Genomic DNA, 17409 nt, shown 5'->3' on the forward strand with positions numbered 1-17409 from the left:
ATTGCTTTTTTATCTCATTTGGTCAAGCGGAACTACGCGGCAAGGTGAATCAGCGTGGGATCAAAGGCTGAAATTGTCGCCGAGATAGAGCCGGCGTACTTCCGGATTGTTGACAATGTCATTCGCACGGCCGTGGGTCAGCACTTCGCCGGCATGGATGATATAGGCGCGGTCGATGAGGCCGAGCGTCTCACGCACATTGTGGTCGGTAATGAGAACGCCGATGCCGCGGGCCGTCAGATGGTGGACGAGGTTCTGGATGTCGGCGACCGAAATCGGGTCGACACCGGCGAAGGGCTCGTCGAGCAGCATGAAGGTCGGGTCGGTTGCAAGCGCTCGGGCGATTTCGAGACGGCGGCGTTCGCCGCCGGAAAGGGCAACGGCGGCACTCTTACGCAGCTTCTGGATATGAAATTCCTCCAGCAGCTCGTTCAGCTTCTGCTCGCGCTCGGCCTTGTCCTTCACATGCACTTCGAGGACGGCACGGATATTTTCTTCCACCGTCAGTCCGCGAAAGATCGAGGCTTCCTGCGGCAGGTAACCGACGCCGAGGCGCGAGCGGCGGTACATCGGCATGGTGGTGACATCGTTTCCATCGATCTCGATCGTGCCTTCATCGACCGGCACCAGACCGGTGATCATGTAAAAGCAGGTCGTCTTGCCGGCGCCGTTCGGGCCGAGCAAGCCGACGGCTTCGCCGCGACGCACCACAAGGGAGACGCCGTTGACGACACGCCGCGTCGCATAGGTCTTCGTCAGACCGCGGGCGATCAGCGTTCCCTGATAGCGGCTCTTGTCGGCGGCACCTGCAGCTTGCGGCTCAGGCCGGCCGAACATGGTGGATAGCGATGATAATTTCACAGGGGAGGCCGGTTCAGTTCTGCTTCTGCGCGTTCGGCTGCGATTTCGGATCGAGCTGAATCTGGACACGACCGCCGCAGCTTTCAAGCTCCGCCTGGCCGGTTTGCATGTGAACGGTCAGCTTGCAGCCGGTGAAGACGTTCGGTCCGTCCGACAGAATGACCTTGTTTCCCTGATCCGCGGTCAGGATGAATGTCTGCGAGGCCATGTCGAAATTGCCGTCGTCGGCAGTCGCCGTCTGCGTGCCTGAAACCAGGTAGACCTTGTCCGTCACCAGGATCTTGTCGATATCCGCACTTCCCGATGCCAGCGAGGCCGACTGCTCGGGCTTCGCCTCCGGTTGAGCCGGCGCGCCGGCGCCCGGCTTTGCCGCCTTGTCCTTGTAATAGACGGTCATCTTGCCGGACTGCATCGTCGTCGTGCCCTGGACCACCTTGACGTTGCCGGTGAAGAGCGCCGTGTGCTCCTGATCATGGATCTCCAGCTTGTCGCTTTCGATCTGGATCGGCTGATCGTTGGAAAGCTTCATGCCCGACATGGTGGTCGACTGCGCCCCCGCGCCCGAGACCGTCAGAATAAGGGCAAATGCGCCGGCAACGAATGCGATGCCTGTCTTGCAAGCTGAAATGCGACAATCTTTTGTCATGAGTGACCCGGCTGGTTAAGTGCCCTGTTTATGAATGGTGGATGGATCGACATTCATGCGAACATTCCCCTCGAATGTGATCACGCGCCCCTTATCGGTTATCTCCAGCGTCTTCGCAACAATGGAAGCATTGTCCTTTGTGATGGTGACGGGATCGTCGCTGCGCATGTTGCCGCCCTTGATGTCGAGCCGGGCGGACTGGAATTGCGCGTTGAGGCCGCTGCTCAGCACCAGGGTGAAGGGAGCCGTCATATGCAGGTTGTCGGTGGCGCGATTATAATCCGCAGTCGAAGCGATGACGCGGGCAATCAGCCCGTCATTCATCGGCACGGCGGCCTTGATGGTCTCGAGGGTGATGAGATCAGGATTGCGGATATCCTGCAGCGCCCTTTCCGCAAGCATGGAATAATTGACGCCGTCGGAGTTGCGTCCGGCAATTGCCGGCTTTTCCATCACGACCTTGCCGTTCTCGATCTTGGCGCCTTCCATCTTGATATTCTCGGGCAGATATATCTTGACCAGCGCAACCGCCGTGAGGCCGGCCGCGATGACGAGGGCGGCCAACGGCAGCAAGATCTTCAGCCGCCGCACGCGGGCGGAATGGAACAACGCATCGCCATAGGGGCTCCGACCGGAGCCCGCATAAGCGGCATTTCCGTTGTTCTTCAGGGTATCGAGCATAGGTCTCGTTCCATGTGCGATGATTGCCCCGCCTGCGTAACAAAGCGGCCGGCAATCACAGTTCGTTTCGCATTATTACATTGGCTTGCCAATATGGAATTTTTTCTGCAACAAGCAACAAAACGGAAAAACATACAAAAGTGGCATTCGTACGCGCCGCTGCGATCAATTTCACCGGACCCATCGGCGCCGTGCCGACCCCGGGCCAGTGCTGGAGGTTTCTATGGACAGTTCGATCATCGCGGATCGCCGGCGGCTGCGCCGCAAACTCGGCTTCTGGCGCATCGTCGCGGTCGCCCTCATCGTGGCGCTTGGTTTTGCCTTTTACCGCTTCGCCCTCGGCGGAGCCGGCACGGCAAGCCCGCATATCGCCCATGTGACGATATCGGGGCTGATCGTCGATGACGACGAGCTGCTGGAGCGGCTGAAGAAGGTCGAGACCAGCGATCAGGTGAAGGCCGCGGTGATTTCGATCTCCTCGCCCGGCGGCACGACCTATGGCGGCGAAAAAATCTTCAATGCGATCCGGGCGATATCAGCCAAGAAGCCTGTTGTCTCGGACGTGCGCACGCTGGCCGCCTCCGCGGGCTATATGATCGCCACCGCGGGCGACACGATCATTGCCGGCGACAGCTCGATCACCGGCTCGATTGGCGTCATCTTCCAGTATCCGCAGATCCAGCCGCTGCTCGACAAGATCGGCGTATCGCTGCAGGAGATCAAATCCTCGCCCCTGAAGGCCGAGCCCTCGCCCTTCCACGAGGCGAGCGAGGAAGCCAAGGCGATGATCCGCAACATGGTGGTCGACAGCTATAACTGGTTCGTCGACCTGGTCGCCGACCGACGCAAGCTGCCGCGCGATGAGGTACTGAAACTCGCCGACGGCACGATCTATACCGGCCGGCAGGCGCTGAAGGCGAAGCTCGTCGATACGATCGGCGGCGAGGCGGAAATCCGCGCCTATCTCAAGTCGCGCGGCGTCGACACCGATCTGCCGATGGTGGATTGGGACAAGAAGAGCAACACGCCTTTTCTGCTCGCAGGAGCTGTTTCGCGGCTGGTTACTATCTTGGGTTATGATGATCTGGTCAAAGGCCAGGATATTAATGGAATCCTGCCCCCAAAGTTGCTTCTTGACGGGCTGCTTTCAGTTTGGCAGGTTGGCCGGGATTGATAAGAAATCAATAATTTAAGGGGGCGACTGTGATCAAGTCCGAATTGGTGCAGATTGTTGCGGCACGCAACCCGCATCTCTATCATCGCGACGTCGAAAATATCGTCAACGCGGTTCTCGACGAGATCACCGATGCACTGGCTGCGGGCAACCGCGTCGAATTGCGCGGCTTCGGCGCGTTTTCGGTCAAGAACCGCCCTTCCCGCTCCGGCCGTAACCCGCGCACCGGCGATACCGTCTTCGTCGAGGAGAAGTGGGTTCCCTTCTTCAAGACGGGCAAGGAACTGCGCGAGCGGCTCAATCCCGGCCAGGCCGACGAAGAGGATTGAGCGGCGCGAGCCGCCTGCGGCGAAACCGCACTTGAACTTGAACACCGTTTTCCTATTCTGCTAGAGCATCGGCCCGAAAGTCGGAATCGATTTTCGGGCCGATGCATATAAGACGGATGGAGAGCTCAAATGGCCAAGAAGATCGTCAACCTGTTGATTCTGCTGCCGCTCGGAGTCATCCTCATCGTCTTCTGCGTCGCCAACCGGCAGAGCGTCACGCTGGCCTTCAATCCCTTCAGGCCCGAAGACCAGGTGCTTGCGGTTTCCGCACCTTTCTTCGTCTTCCTGTTCATCGCATTGATAGCAGGCATGCTGATCGGATCGGCCGCCACCTGGTTCAGCCAGGGCAAACACCGCAAGCGCGCCCGCACCGAGGCCAAGGAAGCCATTCGCTGGCAGGGCGAGGCCGATCGTCACAGGTCCCGCGCGGAGGAGATCGCCGGCCAGCTGCCGTCGCGATAAGATCGGCTCTCGCCCCGAGTCAAACCGGAGAAAAGCTCAGCTCCTCGTAGTCGCCTTCCGGCGACGCGCCGTTGCCGGTCACCGCGAAACCGTGGGAAAGGTAGAAGGCCTTCGCCCGCCGGTTGTTCACCAGGCATTTCAGCCGGTACTTATGTCGCGGCCATTCCGGTAGCGCCCTGAGCAGCGCCGTGCCGGCGCCGAGCCCCTGGAACTCAGGCCTTATATAAAGCATGTGAATGAAATCGTCCTCCGGCCAGAGCGACAGGAAGCCGGCGACGCTCCGGTCGGCATGCTCGCAGACGAAGATGGTCTCGCCATTGGTATGGGCGGAGAAATCCTCGCGGTGAAACTTGCCGGGATCGACCCAGACGAATGTCTGGCGGCGCACGGAAAGATAGATGTCCGCAAGTAATTCCTGGTCTTCCGCCCGTGGCGGCCTGATGGTCCATGTCATCATGTCGCAATAGCTCAGGCGCAGGTCCGCGCCAAGCCGCAGCGAAAGCTTCGGCGCTCAATCCGCAGTCATTTTTGCAACGATCGCAGCATTGAAATCCGAGAAGAAACCTTCGGCCAGCCGCTGCGAGGTCGAATCGAGCAGGCGTGCGCCGAGCTGGGCGAGCCTGCCGCCGAGTTCGGCTCTCGCCCGGTAGTGCAGGATCGTCTCCTCGCCCGTCGCCTCGAGCACGACATCGGCGCTGCCCCTGGCGAAGCCGGCAAGGCCGCCCTTGCCTTCGGCCGATAGCGTATAGCTTCTCGGCGCATCGACATTGGAAAGCGTCAGCAACCCATGGAAGGTGGCGGAGAACAGGCTGAACTTCACCTTGATCGTCGCCTCGAAAGCGCTTGGCGACAGCCGCTCGATGTTCTGACACCCCGGAATGCAGCCGCGCATGATCTCCGGATCGTTGAGCGCTGCCCAGACCATGTCCCGCGGCGCGGCGATGCGTTCTTCGCCGGTGAAATCCATTCGACAGCCCCATCTGCGATTCGCCCCATCTTATCCCAGCAGCAAAGCCCTTTGCCACGGCGGATGGGAATGTTATCTGGTGGCTTCTATCGGAAAGAATTACGATGAGCGACGAATTGAAACCCTGGAGCGTGACGGCGAGCCGGATCACCTACGAGGATCGCTGGATCCGGCTTCGCAGCGACGATTGCGTTACCGCCGAGGGGATCGTCGTCGCTCCGTTCCATGTGCTCGATTATCCCGATTGGATCAACGTCATCCCGCTGATGCCCGACGGACGCGTGCTGTTGACGCGGGAGTACCGGCATGGCCGGGCCGAAATCGTCCTCGGTCTAGTCGCCGGCGGCGTCGAACCCGCTGACATCGAAGCCGGCGATGCGGCGATGGCGGCAGCGCGGCGCGAACTGCGGGAAGAGACCGGCTATGACGCCTCGACCTTCGTCAAGCTGCTCACCTCCTATCCGAATGCCGCCAACCACAGCAATATAGTCACGAGCTGGCTGGCGTTTGGCTTGAACAGATCGGGCGAACCCTCTTTCGACCCTGGTGAGAAAGTCGACATGTTGTTTGCAGATCTTGGCGATATCCTTGCCGACCTGCGGTCCGGCGCCGTTATCATGCAATCGATGCATGTCGCGGCCCTCTATGCGGCGGAAAGCTGGCTTCGCACGCACGCATCCGAGGGCTTGAAATGAACGCCGCCACAAGAGAACCTGTCCAGGCGTGGTCGGCGCCCAGTTGATCCGCTGCAGTCTTCTAGGCTAGAGGACGAAAAAACCGACAGAGACGCGGAAGAGCACGTGAAACAAAGAGAACGTCGGCCGGGCCAGAAGAAGACATCAGGTCCCGCCGGTGAAAGCCGCAGGGACGATCGGGCCGGCCGAGCACCAAAGCCCGTGGCACGTCCCGCGGCCACACGCGATACGGTTCGCGAGAGTGCGACGCCGGCTGCGGTTTTGCGCCCGCTCATGACGCGCAGCGGCGATCGGCCGGCGGAGCGCGTGCCGGTCATTCTCGAATCGCTCGGCGCCGGCGATTTCCACCTGATCGACAGCGGCGATGGCCAGAAGCTGGAGCAATATGGCCCCTACCGCATCATCCGCCCGGAAGCTCAGGCGCTGTGGCGGCCTTCGCTGGCGCCGCAGATCTGGGAGAAGGTGGATGCCGTGTTCACCGGCGATACCGACGAGGAAGGCACCGGCCGCTGGCGCTTCCCGAGGGAGGCGCTCGGCGAGACCTGGCCGCTCAACCTGCTCGGCGTCGATTTCCTCGGCCGCTTCACCTCGTTCCGTCACGTCGGTGTCTTTCCCGAGCAGATCGTCCATTGGAGCTGGATGAAGGAGGCTGTCGAAAAGGCCGGCCGACCGCTGAAAGTGCTGAACCTCTTCGGTTATACCGGTGTCGCGTCGCTGGTCGCCGCCGCTGCCGGCGCCGAGGTCACCCATGTCGACGCGTCGAAGAAGGCGATCGGCTGGGCGCGCGAGAACCAGGCGCTCGGGCGCATGGAGAAGCTGCCGATCCGCTGGATCTGCGAGGATGCGATGAAATTCATCCTGCGCGAAGAACGCCGCGGCAGCCAATACGACATCATCCTCACCGATCCGCCGAAATTCGGCCGCGGCCCCAACGGCGAAATCTGGCATCTCTTCGAGCATCTGCCGCTGATGCTCGATGTCTGCCGCGAAATCCTCTCCCCGAGGGCAGTCGGCCTGGTGCTGACGGCTTATTCGATCCGCGCCAGCTTCTATTCGATCCACGAGTTGATGCGCGAGACGATGCGCGGCGCCGGCGGTGCGGTCGAATCCGGCGAACTGGTCATTCGCGAGGCCGGCACGGATGGCCGGACTGCGGGCCGGGCGCTTTCCACCTCCCTCTTTTCGCGCTGGGTGCCGCAATGAGCAAGGACTTCCACGATCACGGGCCACGCAGGGTCGGGCAGGTGAAGGAAGTCACCTCGCTCGCCAATCCGATCATCAAGGACATCAAGGCGCTGACCAACAAGAAGTCGCGGGAGGAAAGCGGGACTTTCCTCGCCGAAGGGCTGAAGCTCGTCATCGATGCAATCGAGCTCGGCTGGACGATCCGCACGCTGGTCTATGCCAAGGCCGCCAAGGGTAAGCCGCTGGTCGAGCAGATGGCGGCAAGGACCGTCGCCTCGGGCGGGCTGGTGCTCGAAGTCAGCGAAAAGGTGATTGCCGCGATCACCCGACGCGACAACCCGCAAATGGTCGTCGGCATCTTCGAGCAGCGCTGGACGCCGCTCAAGGGCATCCGGCCGCAGGAGGGTGAGACGTGGGTGGCGCTCGACCGCGTGCGCGATCCGGGCAATCTCGGCACCATCATCCGGACGGCCGATGCGGCCGGCGCGGCCGGCATCATTCTCATCGGCGAGACGACCGATCCCTTCTCGCTGGAGACCGTGCGGGCAACCATGGGCTCGGTCTTCGCCGTTCCAGTCGCGCGGGCGACGCCGGAGGAGTTCCTGGCCTGGCGGAAATCGGCCGACGTTTCCATCGTCGCGACCCATCTGGCCGGCGCGGTCGACTATCGCACGATCGACTACCGCAAGAAGCCCACGGTCCTCCTGATGGGCAACGAACAATCCGGCCTGCCGGACCAGCTCGCCAGGGAGGCCGATGCGCTCGCGCGGATCCCGCAGCAGGGCCGCGCCGACTCCCTGAACCTCGCCGTCGCCACTGCCGTCATGCTTTTCGAGGCGCGCCGCCATCTCCTTTCACTTGCCGAGGGCAAATGACCGAACCGACGCATGCACGCCCCGCGCTGTTTTCGCGCCCGGCGCCGATCCTGATTTTCATCCTTCTCGCCGTTCTCATCGACCAGGTCGTCAAGATCGCCGTCGATCATACCCTGCCGCTGCAGGAAGCCGTTCCCGTCATCCCGATGCTGGCGCTCTACCGCACCTATAATCTCGGCGTCGCCTTTTCGATGCTGGAGGGCATGGACGGCTGGATCATCGTCGGCATGCGGCTCGTCATCGTCGCCTTCGTCATCTGGCTGTGGTACCGCACGGCAAAAGACCGCTGGCTCGCGCATCTCGGCTATGCGCTGATCATTGCCGGTGCGATCGGCAATCTTGTCGATCGCTTCGCCTACGGACATGTGATCGACTACATCCTCTTCTACACCGAAAGCTGGTCTTTCGCCGTGTTCAATCTCGCCGACAGTTTCATCACCATCGGCGCCGGCTGCGTCATCCTCGAGGAGCTGCTGCTGCCGAAAAAGGCCGGCCGCTAAAATCTTATCGAATTCCTGAAGGCATTCGGAATAAGCCTCATGTTATCCAGATACCATGCAGAGTCTGGGACAGTTGCAGGAAAGATTGTCCGCCGCCTTCGGCGGAACCGCCGTCAAGCCGCATCAGGAGCGGACGGAGGAAACCTCTCCGCGTCCCGGAGCATCGACAGCGCGCACGGGGGCTGCTTCCCTATCAGGGCCTGCAGCGACGCGGCGCCTGCTGTTCTACTGGCTGAGCGGCGCCGGCTTTCTGGCCGCAATGGTCCTGACGCTGCTCGCCCATGCCGGCGAGCCGTTGCTGCTTTCGGGCGGTCTCGTCGCTCTCGGCCTTGCCGTCATCGCCTGTTACGCCGTGCTGATGGTACGCCGGCAGAGAAGCAGGCAGCCCGCCGGTCGATCCGCTCCGAACGGCGATGATGGCGCGAAGCTCTTCGCCGAGGTGCATGACGTGCTCGGCGACATCACCCTCACCCGCGCCATGGACCGTCGCATCATCTCGGCCAACGACACCTTTCGCCGTCTGACCGGCCGGCTGCGCCCGGAAGGGCGGACCTGCGAAGAGATCGGGATTGCCTTCCGTCCCGGCCCGATCCCGCACTGCTACGACGTCGAGATATCGACGCCGGAAGGCCAGCGTATTTTCCTGTGGCGCGACGTGGTCACCCGCGATCCGGGCAGCGGCCACCTGCTGCTGCAGAGTGTTGCCCGTGATGTGACGGAGGAGCGGCTCGTCGCGCAGAGCCGCGAGTCGGCCCGCCAGAAAGCCGAGTATAACAGCGCCGCGAAATCCCGACTGCTTGCAACCGTCAGCCACGAAGTGCGCACGCCGCTTTCCGGCATTCTCGGCATGACGCACCTGCTCGCGGAAACGCGGCTGACGCAGGAACAGCAGAATTATCTCGCCAACATCCGCCAATCCGGCCACGCCTTGACCCAGCTTGTCGAGGATCTGCTCGATTTTTCCACCATCGAAGTCGGCCGTTTCGAGCTTCACCCGCGCTCGGAATCGCTGCGGAAGCTTCTGGAAAGCGTCGTCGAAATGCTCGCCCACCGGGCGCATGAAAAGGGGATCGAGATCGGCGCCACCGTGTCGTCAGACGTTCCGGAGAAAATGAGCTTCGATGCGGCGCGGCTGCGCCAGGTTCTGTTCAACGTCATCGGCAATGCTGTCAAATTCACCCAGGCCGGCGGCGTTTTCATCCGCGTATCGCTCGATGCCGGCAACCTGCTGATTACCGTCACCGACACGGGTCCGGGCATGACGGCGGAGGAGCTGGCGCGCGTCTTCGGCGAGTTCGAACAAGGTGGAAACGTTGCCGACAAGAGCGGCGGCACCGGGCTCGGCCTTGCCATCTCCGCCCGCATCATGCGCGAATTCGACGGCGCCTTGACGGTCACCAGCGAAAAGGGCAAAGGCAGCACATTCACCATACGCTTCCCCATTGAACTCGACAGCGAGCGCTCCGAACGGCGAAACACGCTGCTTGCCGGCAACAGCGTCGTGCTGCTGGCGCCGGCAGGGGCTGCCCGCTCCGCCATTGCCGAAACGATCACCGCGCTCGGCGGCACCTGCCATCTTGTCGACAGCGGCGAGGCCGCGCGCGCGAAGCTGCTCGGAATGGCAAGCGGCAGCCGCCGGCCGACCGATATTATCGTCGATCATCGCATGTCGGCGGAATTTTCAGCGCATCTCGCCGATCGCGCCGAAATCGCTGCCCTTGGCCTGCGCAAGGTCCTGCTCGTCAATCCCGAAGAGCGCAGCGCCCATCCGCTCGACCTGTTCGATGCCTGGCTCATCCGGCCTCTGCGCGAACAGTCGCTGATCGATGTGCTGCGCGGGCGCATGCGCGGAATGGAGAAGCGCGACGCGCTGAACGACAACCAGCCGGGTTTCGGACCGCCGATCGCCGAAACCATGGTGGCCGCACACGGCCTGCACATCCTGCTCGGCGAGGACGATCCGATCAATGCGATGCTGGTGCGCGTCGTCCTGGAAAAGGGCGGACACAAGGTGCACCATGTCGAGGATTTCGACACACTCCTCGATTGCGCGCTCGGCGAGGCGAGCGCGCGGCCAGACATCATCATCAGCGATCTGTCGATGCCCGGCGGCAACGGCATCGACATGCTGGGGCGGCTGCGCGGCCACGAAAGGCGGCTCGATCTTGACCCGGTGCCGGTGATCGTGCTCACCGCCGACAAGAGCGACGAGTCGCGCCGCCAGGTCTTGCTCAATGGCGCCAACCGCGTCATGGTAAAGCCGGTCGATCCGGTGCGGCTGCTGACGGAAGTTCAGGCGGTCGCCGCCCTTTCCGCCCGAAGGGCAGAAGCGCGGTAGGTCGCTGAATTGACTGCGCAGGCTGCTTGCGCCGGGAAATTCAATATGTCACTTTCCTGTCGCACAGAAGTGTTTTATGGCGTCGATAAGCCGGCAACGGGAGAATCGCCATGTCCTCCATCGACATCCTGAATTGTGACGTTACCGCGGAGGCTGCACGGCCGTCGACGGCTGCGCAGCAAGACGGCGACATCCTCGGCCGGATCGGCAATCTCGAAACCCGCCTTGCCCGCACGGCACGCGAGATCGATGCGGCCCAGGCCGTGCGCTACCGCGTCTTCGTCAAAGAAATGAAGGCGCAGCTGCCGCCGGAGGCCATGCGGCGCGAACGCGATTTCGATGCCTATGACGCTGTCTGCGACCATCTTCTCGTTCTCGACCGCTCGCTCGAAGGTGATCCGGAAGATCAGATCGTCGGCACCTACCGGCTGCTGCGCCAGGATGTCGCGATCGCCAATGGCGGTTTTTATTCGGCTTCCGAATTCGAAATCGAGAGCCTCCTCGCCAGGCACCCGGACAAGCGCTTCATGGAGCTCGGGCGTTCCTGCGTGCTGCCGGAATACCGCACCAAACGCACCGTTGAGCTTCTCTGGCAGGGCAACTGGGCTTATGCATTGAAGCACGGCATGAGCGCCATGTTCGGCTGCGCCTCGTTCCCCGGCGTCTATCTCGAAAGCCACGCACTGGCGCTGTCCTTCCTCTACCACAATGTGCTGGCGAAAGACGAATGGGCCATCGGCGCACTGCCGCATCTCGCCCGCAACATGGATCTGATGCCGGCCGAGGCCGTCAACCCGAAGCGGGCGCTGATGGCCCTGCCGCCGCTGATCAAGGGCTACCTCAGACTCGGCGCAATGGTCGGCTCCAGCGCCGTCATCGATCATGCCTTCAACACGACAGACGTGCTGATCGTGCTGCCGATCTCCAGCATTTCCGACCGTTACCTGAACTACTACGGCGCCGACGCCGGTCGCTTCGCAAGCTGATTGCAGTCAGGCGAAGCAGAGATTGCCAGTGCTGCCCCTCACCCTAACCCTCTCCCCGTTCTGACGGGGAGAGGGGACTTGCCGCACGAGCCGTGGATGGGGCGGAGAGATCGCGGCATATCCCCTTCGCCCCGCAGGCGGGGAGAAGGTCCCGGCAGGCGGATGAGGGGCTAATCTCGCCGATCTCCCTGGTCACTGAATATCTCGCTGTGCGGGCAGATGGCCTTATGACCCGCCATAGGCGGCGATCGCCGCCATGTTGACGATATCGCTGTCCTTGGCGCCCATCGAGGTGATCTGCACCGGCTTGTCGAGGCCGACGAGGATCGGGCCGATGACGGTGGAGCCGCCGAGTTCCTGCAGCATCTTGGTCGAGATAGAGGCCGAGTGGAAGGCCGGCATGACGAGGACGTTGGCGGGGCCGGAGAGCCGGCAGAAGGGATATTGCTCCATCACCTTGCGGTTCAGCGCCACATCGGCAGCCATCTCGCCGTCATATTCGAAATCGACGCGGCGCCGGTCGAGGATCTTGACCGCTTCGCGCACCCGCTCGGAGCGTTCGCCGGAGGGATGGCCGAAGGTGGAATAGGCAAGCAAGGCGACGCGCGGCTGATACCCCATGCGCCGTGCGAGACCGGCAGCCTCTTCGGCGATATCGGCAAGCTCTTCGGCGGTCGGCATGTCATGCACCGCCGTGTCGGCGACAAAGACCGTGCGGCCGCGGCAGAGCGCCAGCGACACGCCGATGACGCGGTGGCCGGGCTTCTCGTCGATGCAGCGGCGCACATCCTCGAGCGCGGTGGAGTAGTTGCGGGTGATGCCGGTGACCATGCCATCGGCGTCGCCGAGCGCCACCATGGTGGCAGCGAAGTGGTTGCGGTCGTTGTGGATCAGGCGCTGGGCATCGCGGTGGAGGTAACCGCGCCGCTGCAGCCGGGCATAGAGGTAATCGATATAGGCTTCGACCCGGGTGGAGATGCGGGCATTGACGATTTCGAAGCCGGGGCGGTTGAGGTCGATGCCGGCGCGCTCCGCCGTCGCCCGGATCAGATCCTCGCGGCCGAGCAGGATGGCGGTGCCGAGCTGCTGGTTGGCGTAGGACATGGCGGCGCGCAGCACCTGTTCTTCCTCGGCCTCGGCAAAGACGATCCGCTTCGGGCGGCGGCGGACACGTTCGTAGAGGCTGGCAAGCGTCGAGGCGATCGGATCGCGGCGCGCCGAAAGCTCCCGAGCGTAACCCGCCATGTCGGTGATGACCTTGCGGGCGACGCCGCTTTCGATCGCGGCCTCCGCGACCGCCACCGGAATTGCCGAGATCAGCCGCGGATCGAAGGGAACGGGAATAATATATTGGGGCCCGAAACGCGGCCGGTTGCCCTGGTAGGCGGCGACCACGTCATCCGGCACGTCCTCACGGGCAAGGTTTGCCAGCGCCTTGACAGCGGCGATCTTCATCGCGTCGTTGATGGTGGAGGCGCGCACATCGAGGGCGCCGCGGAAGATATAGGGAAAGCCGAGAACGTTGTTGACCTGGTTGGGGTAGTCCGAGCGGCCCGTTGCCATGATGGCGTCGTCGCGGATGCGGGCGACTTCCTCGGGGGTTATCTCGGGATCGGGATTGGCCATGGCGAAGATGATCGGCCGATCGGCCATCGAGCGGATCATCTCGGCCGAGAAGGCGCCTTTCTGCGACAGGCCGAAAATGACATCGGCGCCGTTCATCGCCTCTTCGAGCGTGCGCGCGTCGGTTTTTGCCGCATGCGCGGATTTCCACTGATTCATGCCCTCGGTGCGGCCCTGGTAGATGACGCCCTTGGTATCGCAGAGGATGATGTTTTCGGGCGCAAAGCCCATCGCCTTGATGAGTTCGACGCAGGCGATCGCCGCAGCGCCGGCGCCATTGCAGACGAGCTTCGTCGTCTTCAGGTCGCGGCCGGTCAGTTCCAGCGCGTTGATCAGGCCGGCGGCGGCGATGATCGCCGTGCCGTGCTGGTCGTCATGGAAGACGGGAATGTCCATCAGCTCGCGTAGCCGGCTCTCGATCACAAAGCAGTCCGGCGCCTTGATATCTTCGAGATTGATGCCTCCGAAGGAGGGGCCGAGGAAGCGGACGCAGTTGATGAACTCGTCGACATTTTCAGTATCGATTTCGAGGTCGATGGAATCGACGTCGGCAAACCGTTTGAAGAGCACCGACTTGCCTTCCATGACCGGCTTGGAGGCAAGCGCACCGAGATTGCCTAGACCGAGAATGGCAGTGCCGTTTGATATGACGGCGACCATGTTGCCGCGCGCCGTATAGTCATAGGCAGTCTGCGGATCGGCGGCGATCGCCTTGACCGGAACGGCGACACCCGGGGAATAGGCAAGCGAGAGGTCGCGCTGGGTCGCCATCGGCTTGGTCGGGTTGATCTCCAGCTTGCCGGGGCGGCCCATGGCGTGAAAATCGAGCGCCTCCTGATCGGTCACCGAGGTCACCGGCCGGTCCTTCTTATCAATATCGGGCATAAATCCTCCAACGTCCTGTGGGCGACGCTTCGCTCTTCCTCAAATGCAGTTGTCATCTATAGCGGCGCGCGGATAGGGTTGGCACCTGTTTTTTTGGGAAAAACTGCGCCTCCGTGAACGCACGAATAGACATTGGGAATGAAGCCTTTTCGGCTGCCGAGCTCGCCACGGCGGAAAGCCGCGCCTCCGCGACGCCGATGATGGAGCAATATATCGAGATCAAGGCGAACAATCCGGGTTCGCTGCTGTTCTATCGCATGGGCGACTTCTACGAGCTCTTCTTCGAGGATGCGCTGGAAGCCTCCCGCGCGCTCGGCATCACGCTGACGAAGCGCGGCCAGCACATGGGCCAGGATATCCCGATGTGCGGCGTGCCCGTGCATGCGGCCGACGACTATCTGCAGAAGCTGATTTCGCTCGGATTCCGGGTGGCCGTCTGCGAACAGATCGAGGATCCGGCCGAAGCGAAAAAACGCGGTGGCAAATCGGTCGTCAAGCGTAACGTGATCCGCCTCGTCACGCCCGGCACGATCACCGAGGAGAAGCTGCTTTCACCCTCGGAATCCAACTATCTGATGGCGCTTGCCCGCATCCGCGGCGGCGCCGAGCCGCAGCTGGCGCTCGCCTGGATCGATATTTCCACCGGCGTCTTCCGGCTTGCCGAGACGGAAGCCTCGCGGCTGCTTGCCGATATCCTGCGCATTGATCCGCGCGAATTGATTCTGCCCGACACGATCTTCCACGATGCCGAGCTCAAGCCGGTCTTCGACGTGCTTGGCCGCACGGCGGTGCCACAGCCTTCCGTGCTCTTCGACAGCGCCAGCGCCGAAGGCCGGATCGCACGCTATTTCGGCGTCTCGACGCTTGACGGCTTCGGCAGCTTCTCGCGCGCCGAGCTGGCGGCGGCCGCAGCCGCCGTCGCCTATGTCGAGAAGACGCAGATCGCCGAGCGGCCCCCGCTTGGCAAGCCGGAGCGGGAAAGCGCCGCTTCAACGCTGTTCATCGACCCGGCCACCCGCGCCAATCTGGAGCTTGCCCGAACTCTGTCGGGAGATCGCAACGGTTCGCTCCTGAAGGCGATCGACCGCACCGTCACCGGCGGCGGCGCACGGCTTCTGGCCGAGCGGCTGATGTCGCCGCTCACCGATCCTGCCCGCATCAATGCGCGACTCGATTCGATCGGCTTCCTGATCGAGGAGCCCTCGCTCTGCGGCAGGCTGCGCGACACGCTGAAACATGTGCCCGATATGCCGCGCGCGCTCTCCCGCCTGGCGCTCGACCGCGGCGGGCCACGCGATCTCGCTGCGATTCGCCAGGGGCTGCAAGCCGCCAAGGGTGTTGCGGAGATGCTCGCGACCGCCATGCTGCCTGATGAGCTCGGCGAGGCGCTGTCCGGCCTGAAAGCGCTTCCCGCGCCGCTGTACGAACTGCTCGCCGAGACGCTCGCCGATGAATTGCCGCTGTTGAAACGAGACGGCGGTTTCCTGCGCGATGGCGCGAGCGCCGAACTTGACGAGGTTCGGGCGCTGCGCGACCAGTCACGCCGCGTCATCGCCGGACTGCAACTGCAATATGCCGAGGAAACCGGCATCCGGTCGCTGAAGATCAAGCACAACAATATCCTCGGCTATTTCATCGAGGTGACCGCCGGCAATGCCGCCCCGATGACGGAGACGGCGGAGGCGAAGGCCCGCTTCATCCATCGCCAGACGATGGCGAGCGCCATGCGCTTCACCACCACCGAGCTTGCCGATCTCGAAAGCCGTATCGCCAACGCCGCAGACCGGGCGCTGACGATCGAACTCGACGCCTTCGACAGGATGACTGCCGCCGTAGTGGCGGAAGCCGAGGCGATCAAGGCGGGTGCGCGGGCGCTTGCCGTGATCGACGTCGCCGCAGGCCTGGCGCTGCTTGCCGAAGAGCAGGCCTATTGCCGACCGCAGGTCGACGGCTCGAAAATGTTTGCGATCGAAGGCGGGCGCCATCCGGTCGTCGAGCAGGCGCTGCGCCGCCAGGCGGGCGGCCCCTTCGTCGCCAACAATTGCGATCTGTCGCCGAAGACCGGCGACAAGGATGGGGCGATCTGGCTGCTGACCGGCCCGAACATGGGCGGCAAATCGACCTTCCTGCGCCAGAACGCCTTGATCGCGATCCTGGCGCAGATGGGCTCCTTCGTGCCGGCGACATCGGCCCATATCGGCGTCGTCGACCGTCTGTTCTCGCGCGTCGGCGCCTCCGACGATCTGGCGCGCGGACGCTCCACCTTCATGGTCGAGATGGTGGAAACGGCTGCCATTCTCAACCAGGCGAGCGACCGCTCCCTCGTCATCCTCGACGAAATCGGCCGCGGCACCGCCACCTTCGACGGTCTGTCGATCGCCTGGGCCGCCGTCGAGCACCTGCATGAGGCCAATCGCTGCCGCGGCCTCTTCGCCACGCATTTCCACGAGCTGACCGTGCTGTCGGAAAAGCTTGGCCGGCTATCGAACGCCACGATGCGCGTCAAGGAATGGGACGGCGATGTCATCTTTCTCCACGAGGTCGGGCCGGGTGCGGCCGACCGTTCCTACGGCATCCAGGTCGCCCGCCTCGCCGGGCTTCCGGCCTCGGTCGTGGCGCGGGCCCGCGAAGTGCTCACCCGCCTCGAAGATGCCGACCGCAAGAACCCGGCGAGCCAGCTGATCGACGATCTGCCGCTCTTCCAGGTGGCGGTGAGGCGAGAAGACACTTCTCGCGGCCCATCGAAGGTCGAGGAGGCGCTGAAGGCGATGAGCCTCGACGACATGACGCCGCGCGAGGCGCTGGATGCGCTTTACGATCTCAAGAAAAAGCTGAAATAGGAGCGCAGTCCATGTTCATGGAGAAGCTGGTTCGCGAAACCGAGCGCCTCTCGCTCATCTGCTCCATGCTCGACACGATGCGGCGCGCCGACAAAGATCGCAACGCCCGCGGCTGGACATCGCCGATCGGCCTGCTGAAAATCACCCGCTCCTGCGCTATGATATCCGAACTCGGAACGTCGATTGCCAAGGCGGGCTACCGCGAGTGCGACAGGGCGACGCTCGAGGAGATCCAGCGCGAGACCCGGCAGGTGCTGTATTCGCTGCATGCGCAGGCCGCTGACTGAGACTTTACGGAAGGTTTGCGGCAGAGCGTCCCGCATCGCGGCATTGGCAACACCATTTCGCCAAATTTAAAGGTT

General features: G+C 63.0%; 17 protein-coding genes. 11 read left to right on the plus strand and 6 right to left on the minus strand.

Annotated features, from left to right (window positions below; all coding sequences use genetic code 11):
* Positions 1–60: 60 nt before the first annotated feature.
* From lptB to lptC, 3 genes are read right to left on the minus strand one after another with little or no spacing between them, the layout of a single operon-like run.
* Positions 61–837: an LPS export ABC transporter ATP-binding protein gene (lptB, locus tag PH551_RS03615; RefSeq protein ID WP_085776744.1), complete on the minus strand. Its 777-nt coding sequence runs from the start codon at positions 835–837 to the stop codon at positions 61–63.
* Between the two features lie 37 nt (positions 838–874).
* Entirely contained in the window at positions 875–1507 is a 633-nt protein-coding gene (locus PH551_RS03620) for an LptA/OstA family protein (protein WP_085776743.1), read from the minus strand.
* Between the two features lie 15 nt (positions 1508–1522).
* Positions 1523–2188, minus strand: a complete 666-nt coding sequence (gene lptC, locus PH551_RS03625; RefSeq protein ID WP_097599436.1) for an LPS export ABC transporter periplasmic protein LptC — start codon at positions 2186–2188, stop codon at positions 1523–1525.
* A 223-nt stretch (positions 2189–2411) separates the two neighbouring features.
* On the opposite strand from lptC, the gene sppA reads away from it, so the two are divergent.
* The 3 genes from sppA (at position 2412) to PH551_RS03640 (ending at position 4153) form a co-directional block, all read left to right on the plus strand.
* A complete protein-coding gene (gene sppA, locus PH551_RS03630; protein ID WP_097599437.1) occupies positions 2412–3362 on the plus strand; it encodes a signal peptide peptidase SppA in 951 nt (316 codons plus the stop codon).
* A 29-nt stretch (positions 3363–3391) separates the two neighbouring features.
* A complete protein-coding gene (locus tag PH551_RS03635) occupies positions 3392–3691 on the plus strand; it encodes an integration host factor subunit beta (protein WP_003544934.1) in 300 nt (99 codons plus the stop codon).
* Positions 3692–3820: 129 nt separating this feature from the next.
* Positions 3821–4153 carry a LapA family protein gene (locus PH551_RS03640; RefSeq protein WP_085776740.1) on the plus strand — a complete coding sequence of 111 codons (333 nt, stop codon included), beginning with the start codon at positions 3821–3823 and terminating at the stop codon, positions 4151–4153.
* A gap of 19 nt (positions 4154–4172) precedes the next feature.
* Here the strand turns inward: PH551_RS03640 and PH551_RS03645 are convergent, their stop codons facing one another.
* On the minus strand, positions 4173–4607 hold the full coding sequence (locus tag PH551_RS03645; protein ID WP_085779938.1) for a GNAT family N-acetyltransferase: 435 nt from the start codon (positions 4605–4607) through the stop codon (positions 4173–4175).
* Between the two features lie 57 nt (positions 4608–4664).
* Entirely contained in the window at positions 4665–5120 is a 456-nt protein-coding gene (locus tag PH551_RS03650; RefSeq protein ID WP_285191895.1) for an SRPBCC family protein, read from the minus strand.
* 104 nt (positions 5121–5224) lie between these two features.
* On the opposite strand from PH551_RS03650, the gene PH551_RS03655 reads away from it, so the two are divergent.
* From PH551_RS03655 to olsB, 6 genes are all read left to right on the plus strand, one after another.
* Complete coding sequence (locus tag PH551_RS03655) at positions 5225–5815, plus strand: NUDIX hydrolase (protein WP_085776738.1); 591 nt, start codon at positions 5225–5227, stop codon at positions 5813–5815.
* 105 nt (positions 5816–5920) lie between these two features.
* Positions 5921–7018: a class I SAM-dependent methyltransferase gene (locus PH551_RS03660; RefSeq protein WP_085776737.1), complete on the plus strand. Its 1098-nt coding sequence runs from the start codon at positions 5921–5923 to the stop codon at positions 7016–7018.
* Positions 7015–7875: a TrmH family RNA methyltransferase gene (locus tag PH551_RS03665; protein WP_285191896.1), complete on the plus strand. Its 861-nt coding sequence runs from the start codon at positions 7015–7017 to the stop codon at positions 7873–7875. Before PH551_RS03660 ends, PH551_RS03665 begins: the two co-directional genes overlap by 4 nt.
* Positions 7872–8375, plus strand: a complete 504-nt coding sequence (lspA, locus tag PH551_RS03670; protein WP_085776735.1) for a signal peptidase II — start codon at positions 7872–7874, stop codon at positions 8373–8375. Before PH551_RS03665 ends, lspA begins: the two co-directional genes overlap by 4 nt.
* A 55-nt stretch (positions 8376–8430) precedes the next feature.
* Complete coding sequence (locus PH551_RS03675; RefSeq protein ID WP_285191897.1) at positions 8431–10713, plus strand: hybrid sensor histidine kinase/response regulator; 2283 nt, start codon at positions 8431–8433, stop codon at positions 10711–10713.
* A gap of 110 nt (positions 10714–10823) precedes the next feature.
* Positions 10824–11699, plus strand: a complete 876-nt coding sequence (olsB, locus tag PH551_RS03680) for a l-ornithine N(alpha)-acyltransferase (RefSeq protein WP_285191898.1) — start codon at positions 10824–10826, stop codon at positions 11697–11699.
* 225 nt (positions 11700–11924) lie between these two features.
* Here the strand turns inward: olsB and PH551_RS03685 are convergent, their stop codons facing one another.
* Entirely contained in the window at positions 11925–14207 is a 2283-nt protein-coding gene (locus PH551_RS03685) for an NADP-dependent malic enzyme (protein WP_285191899.1), read from the minus strand.
* Positions 14208–14320: 113 nt separating this feature from the next.
* Here PH551_RS03685 and mutS point away from each other — a divergent pair, with 113 nt between their 5' ends.
* Both mutS and PH551_RS03695 read left to right on the plus strand, forming a co-directional pair.
* A complete protein-coding gene (gene mutS, locus PH551_RS03690) occupies positions 14321–17047 on the plus strand; it encodes a DNA mismatch repair protein MutS (RefSeq protein ID WP_285191900.1) in 2727 nt (908 codons plus the stop codon).
* A gap of 11 nt (positions 17048–17058) precedes the next feature.
* Positions 17059–17334, plus strand: coding sequence for a hypothetical protein (locus tag PH551_RS03695; RefSeq protein WP_085776730.1), 276 nt, complete (start codon positions 17059–17061; stop codon positions 17332–17334).
* Positions 17335–17409: the final 75 nt, after the last annotated feature.

This window comes from Rhizobium atlanticum (genome assembly GCF_030182485.1).
Classification (GTDB): domain Bacteria; phylum Pseudomonadota; class Alphaproteobacteria; order Rhizobiales; family Rhizobiaceae; genus Rhizobium.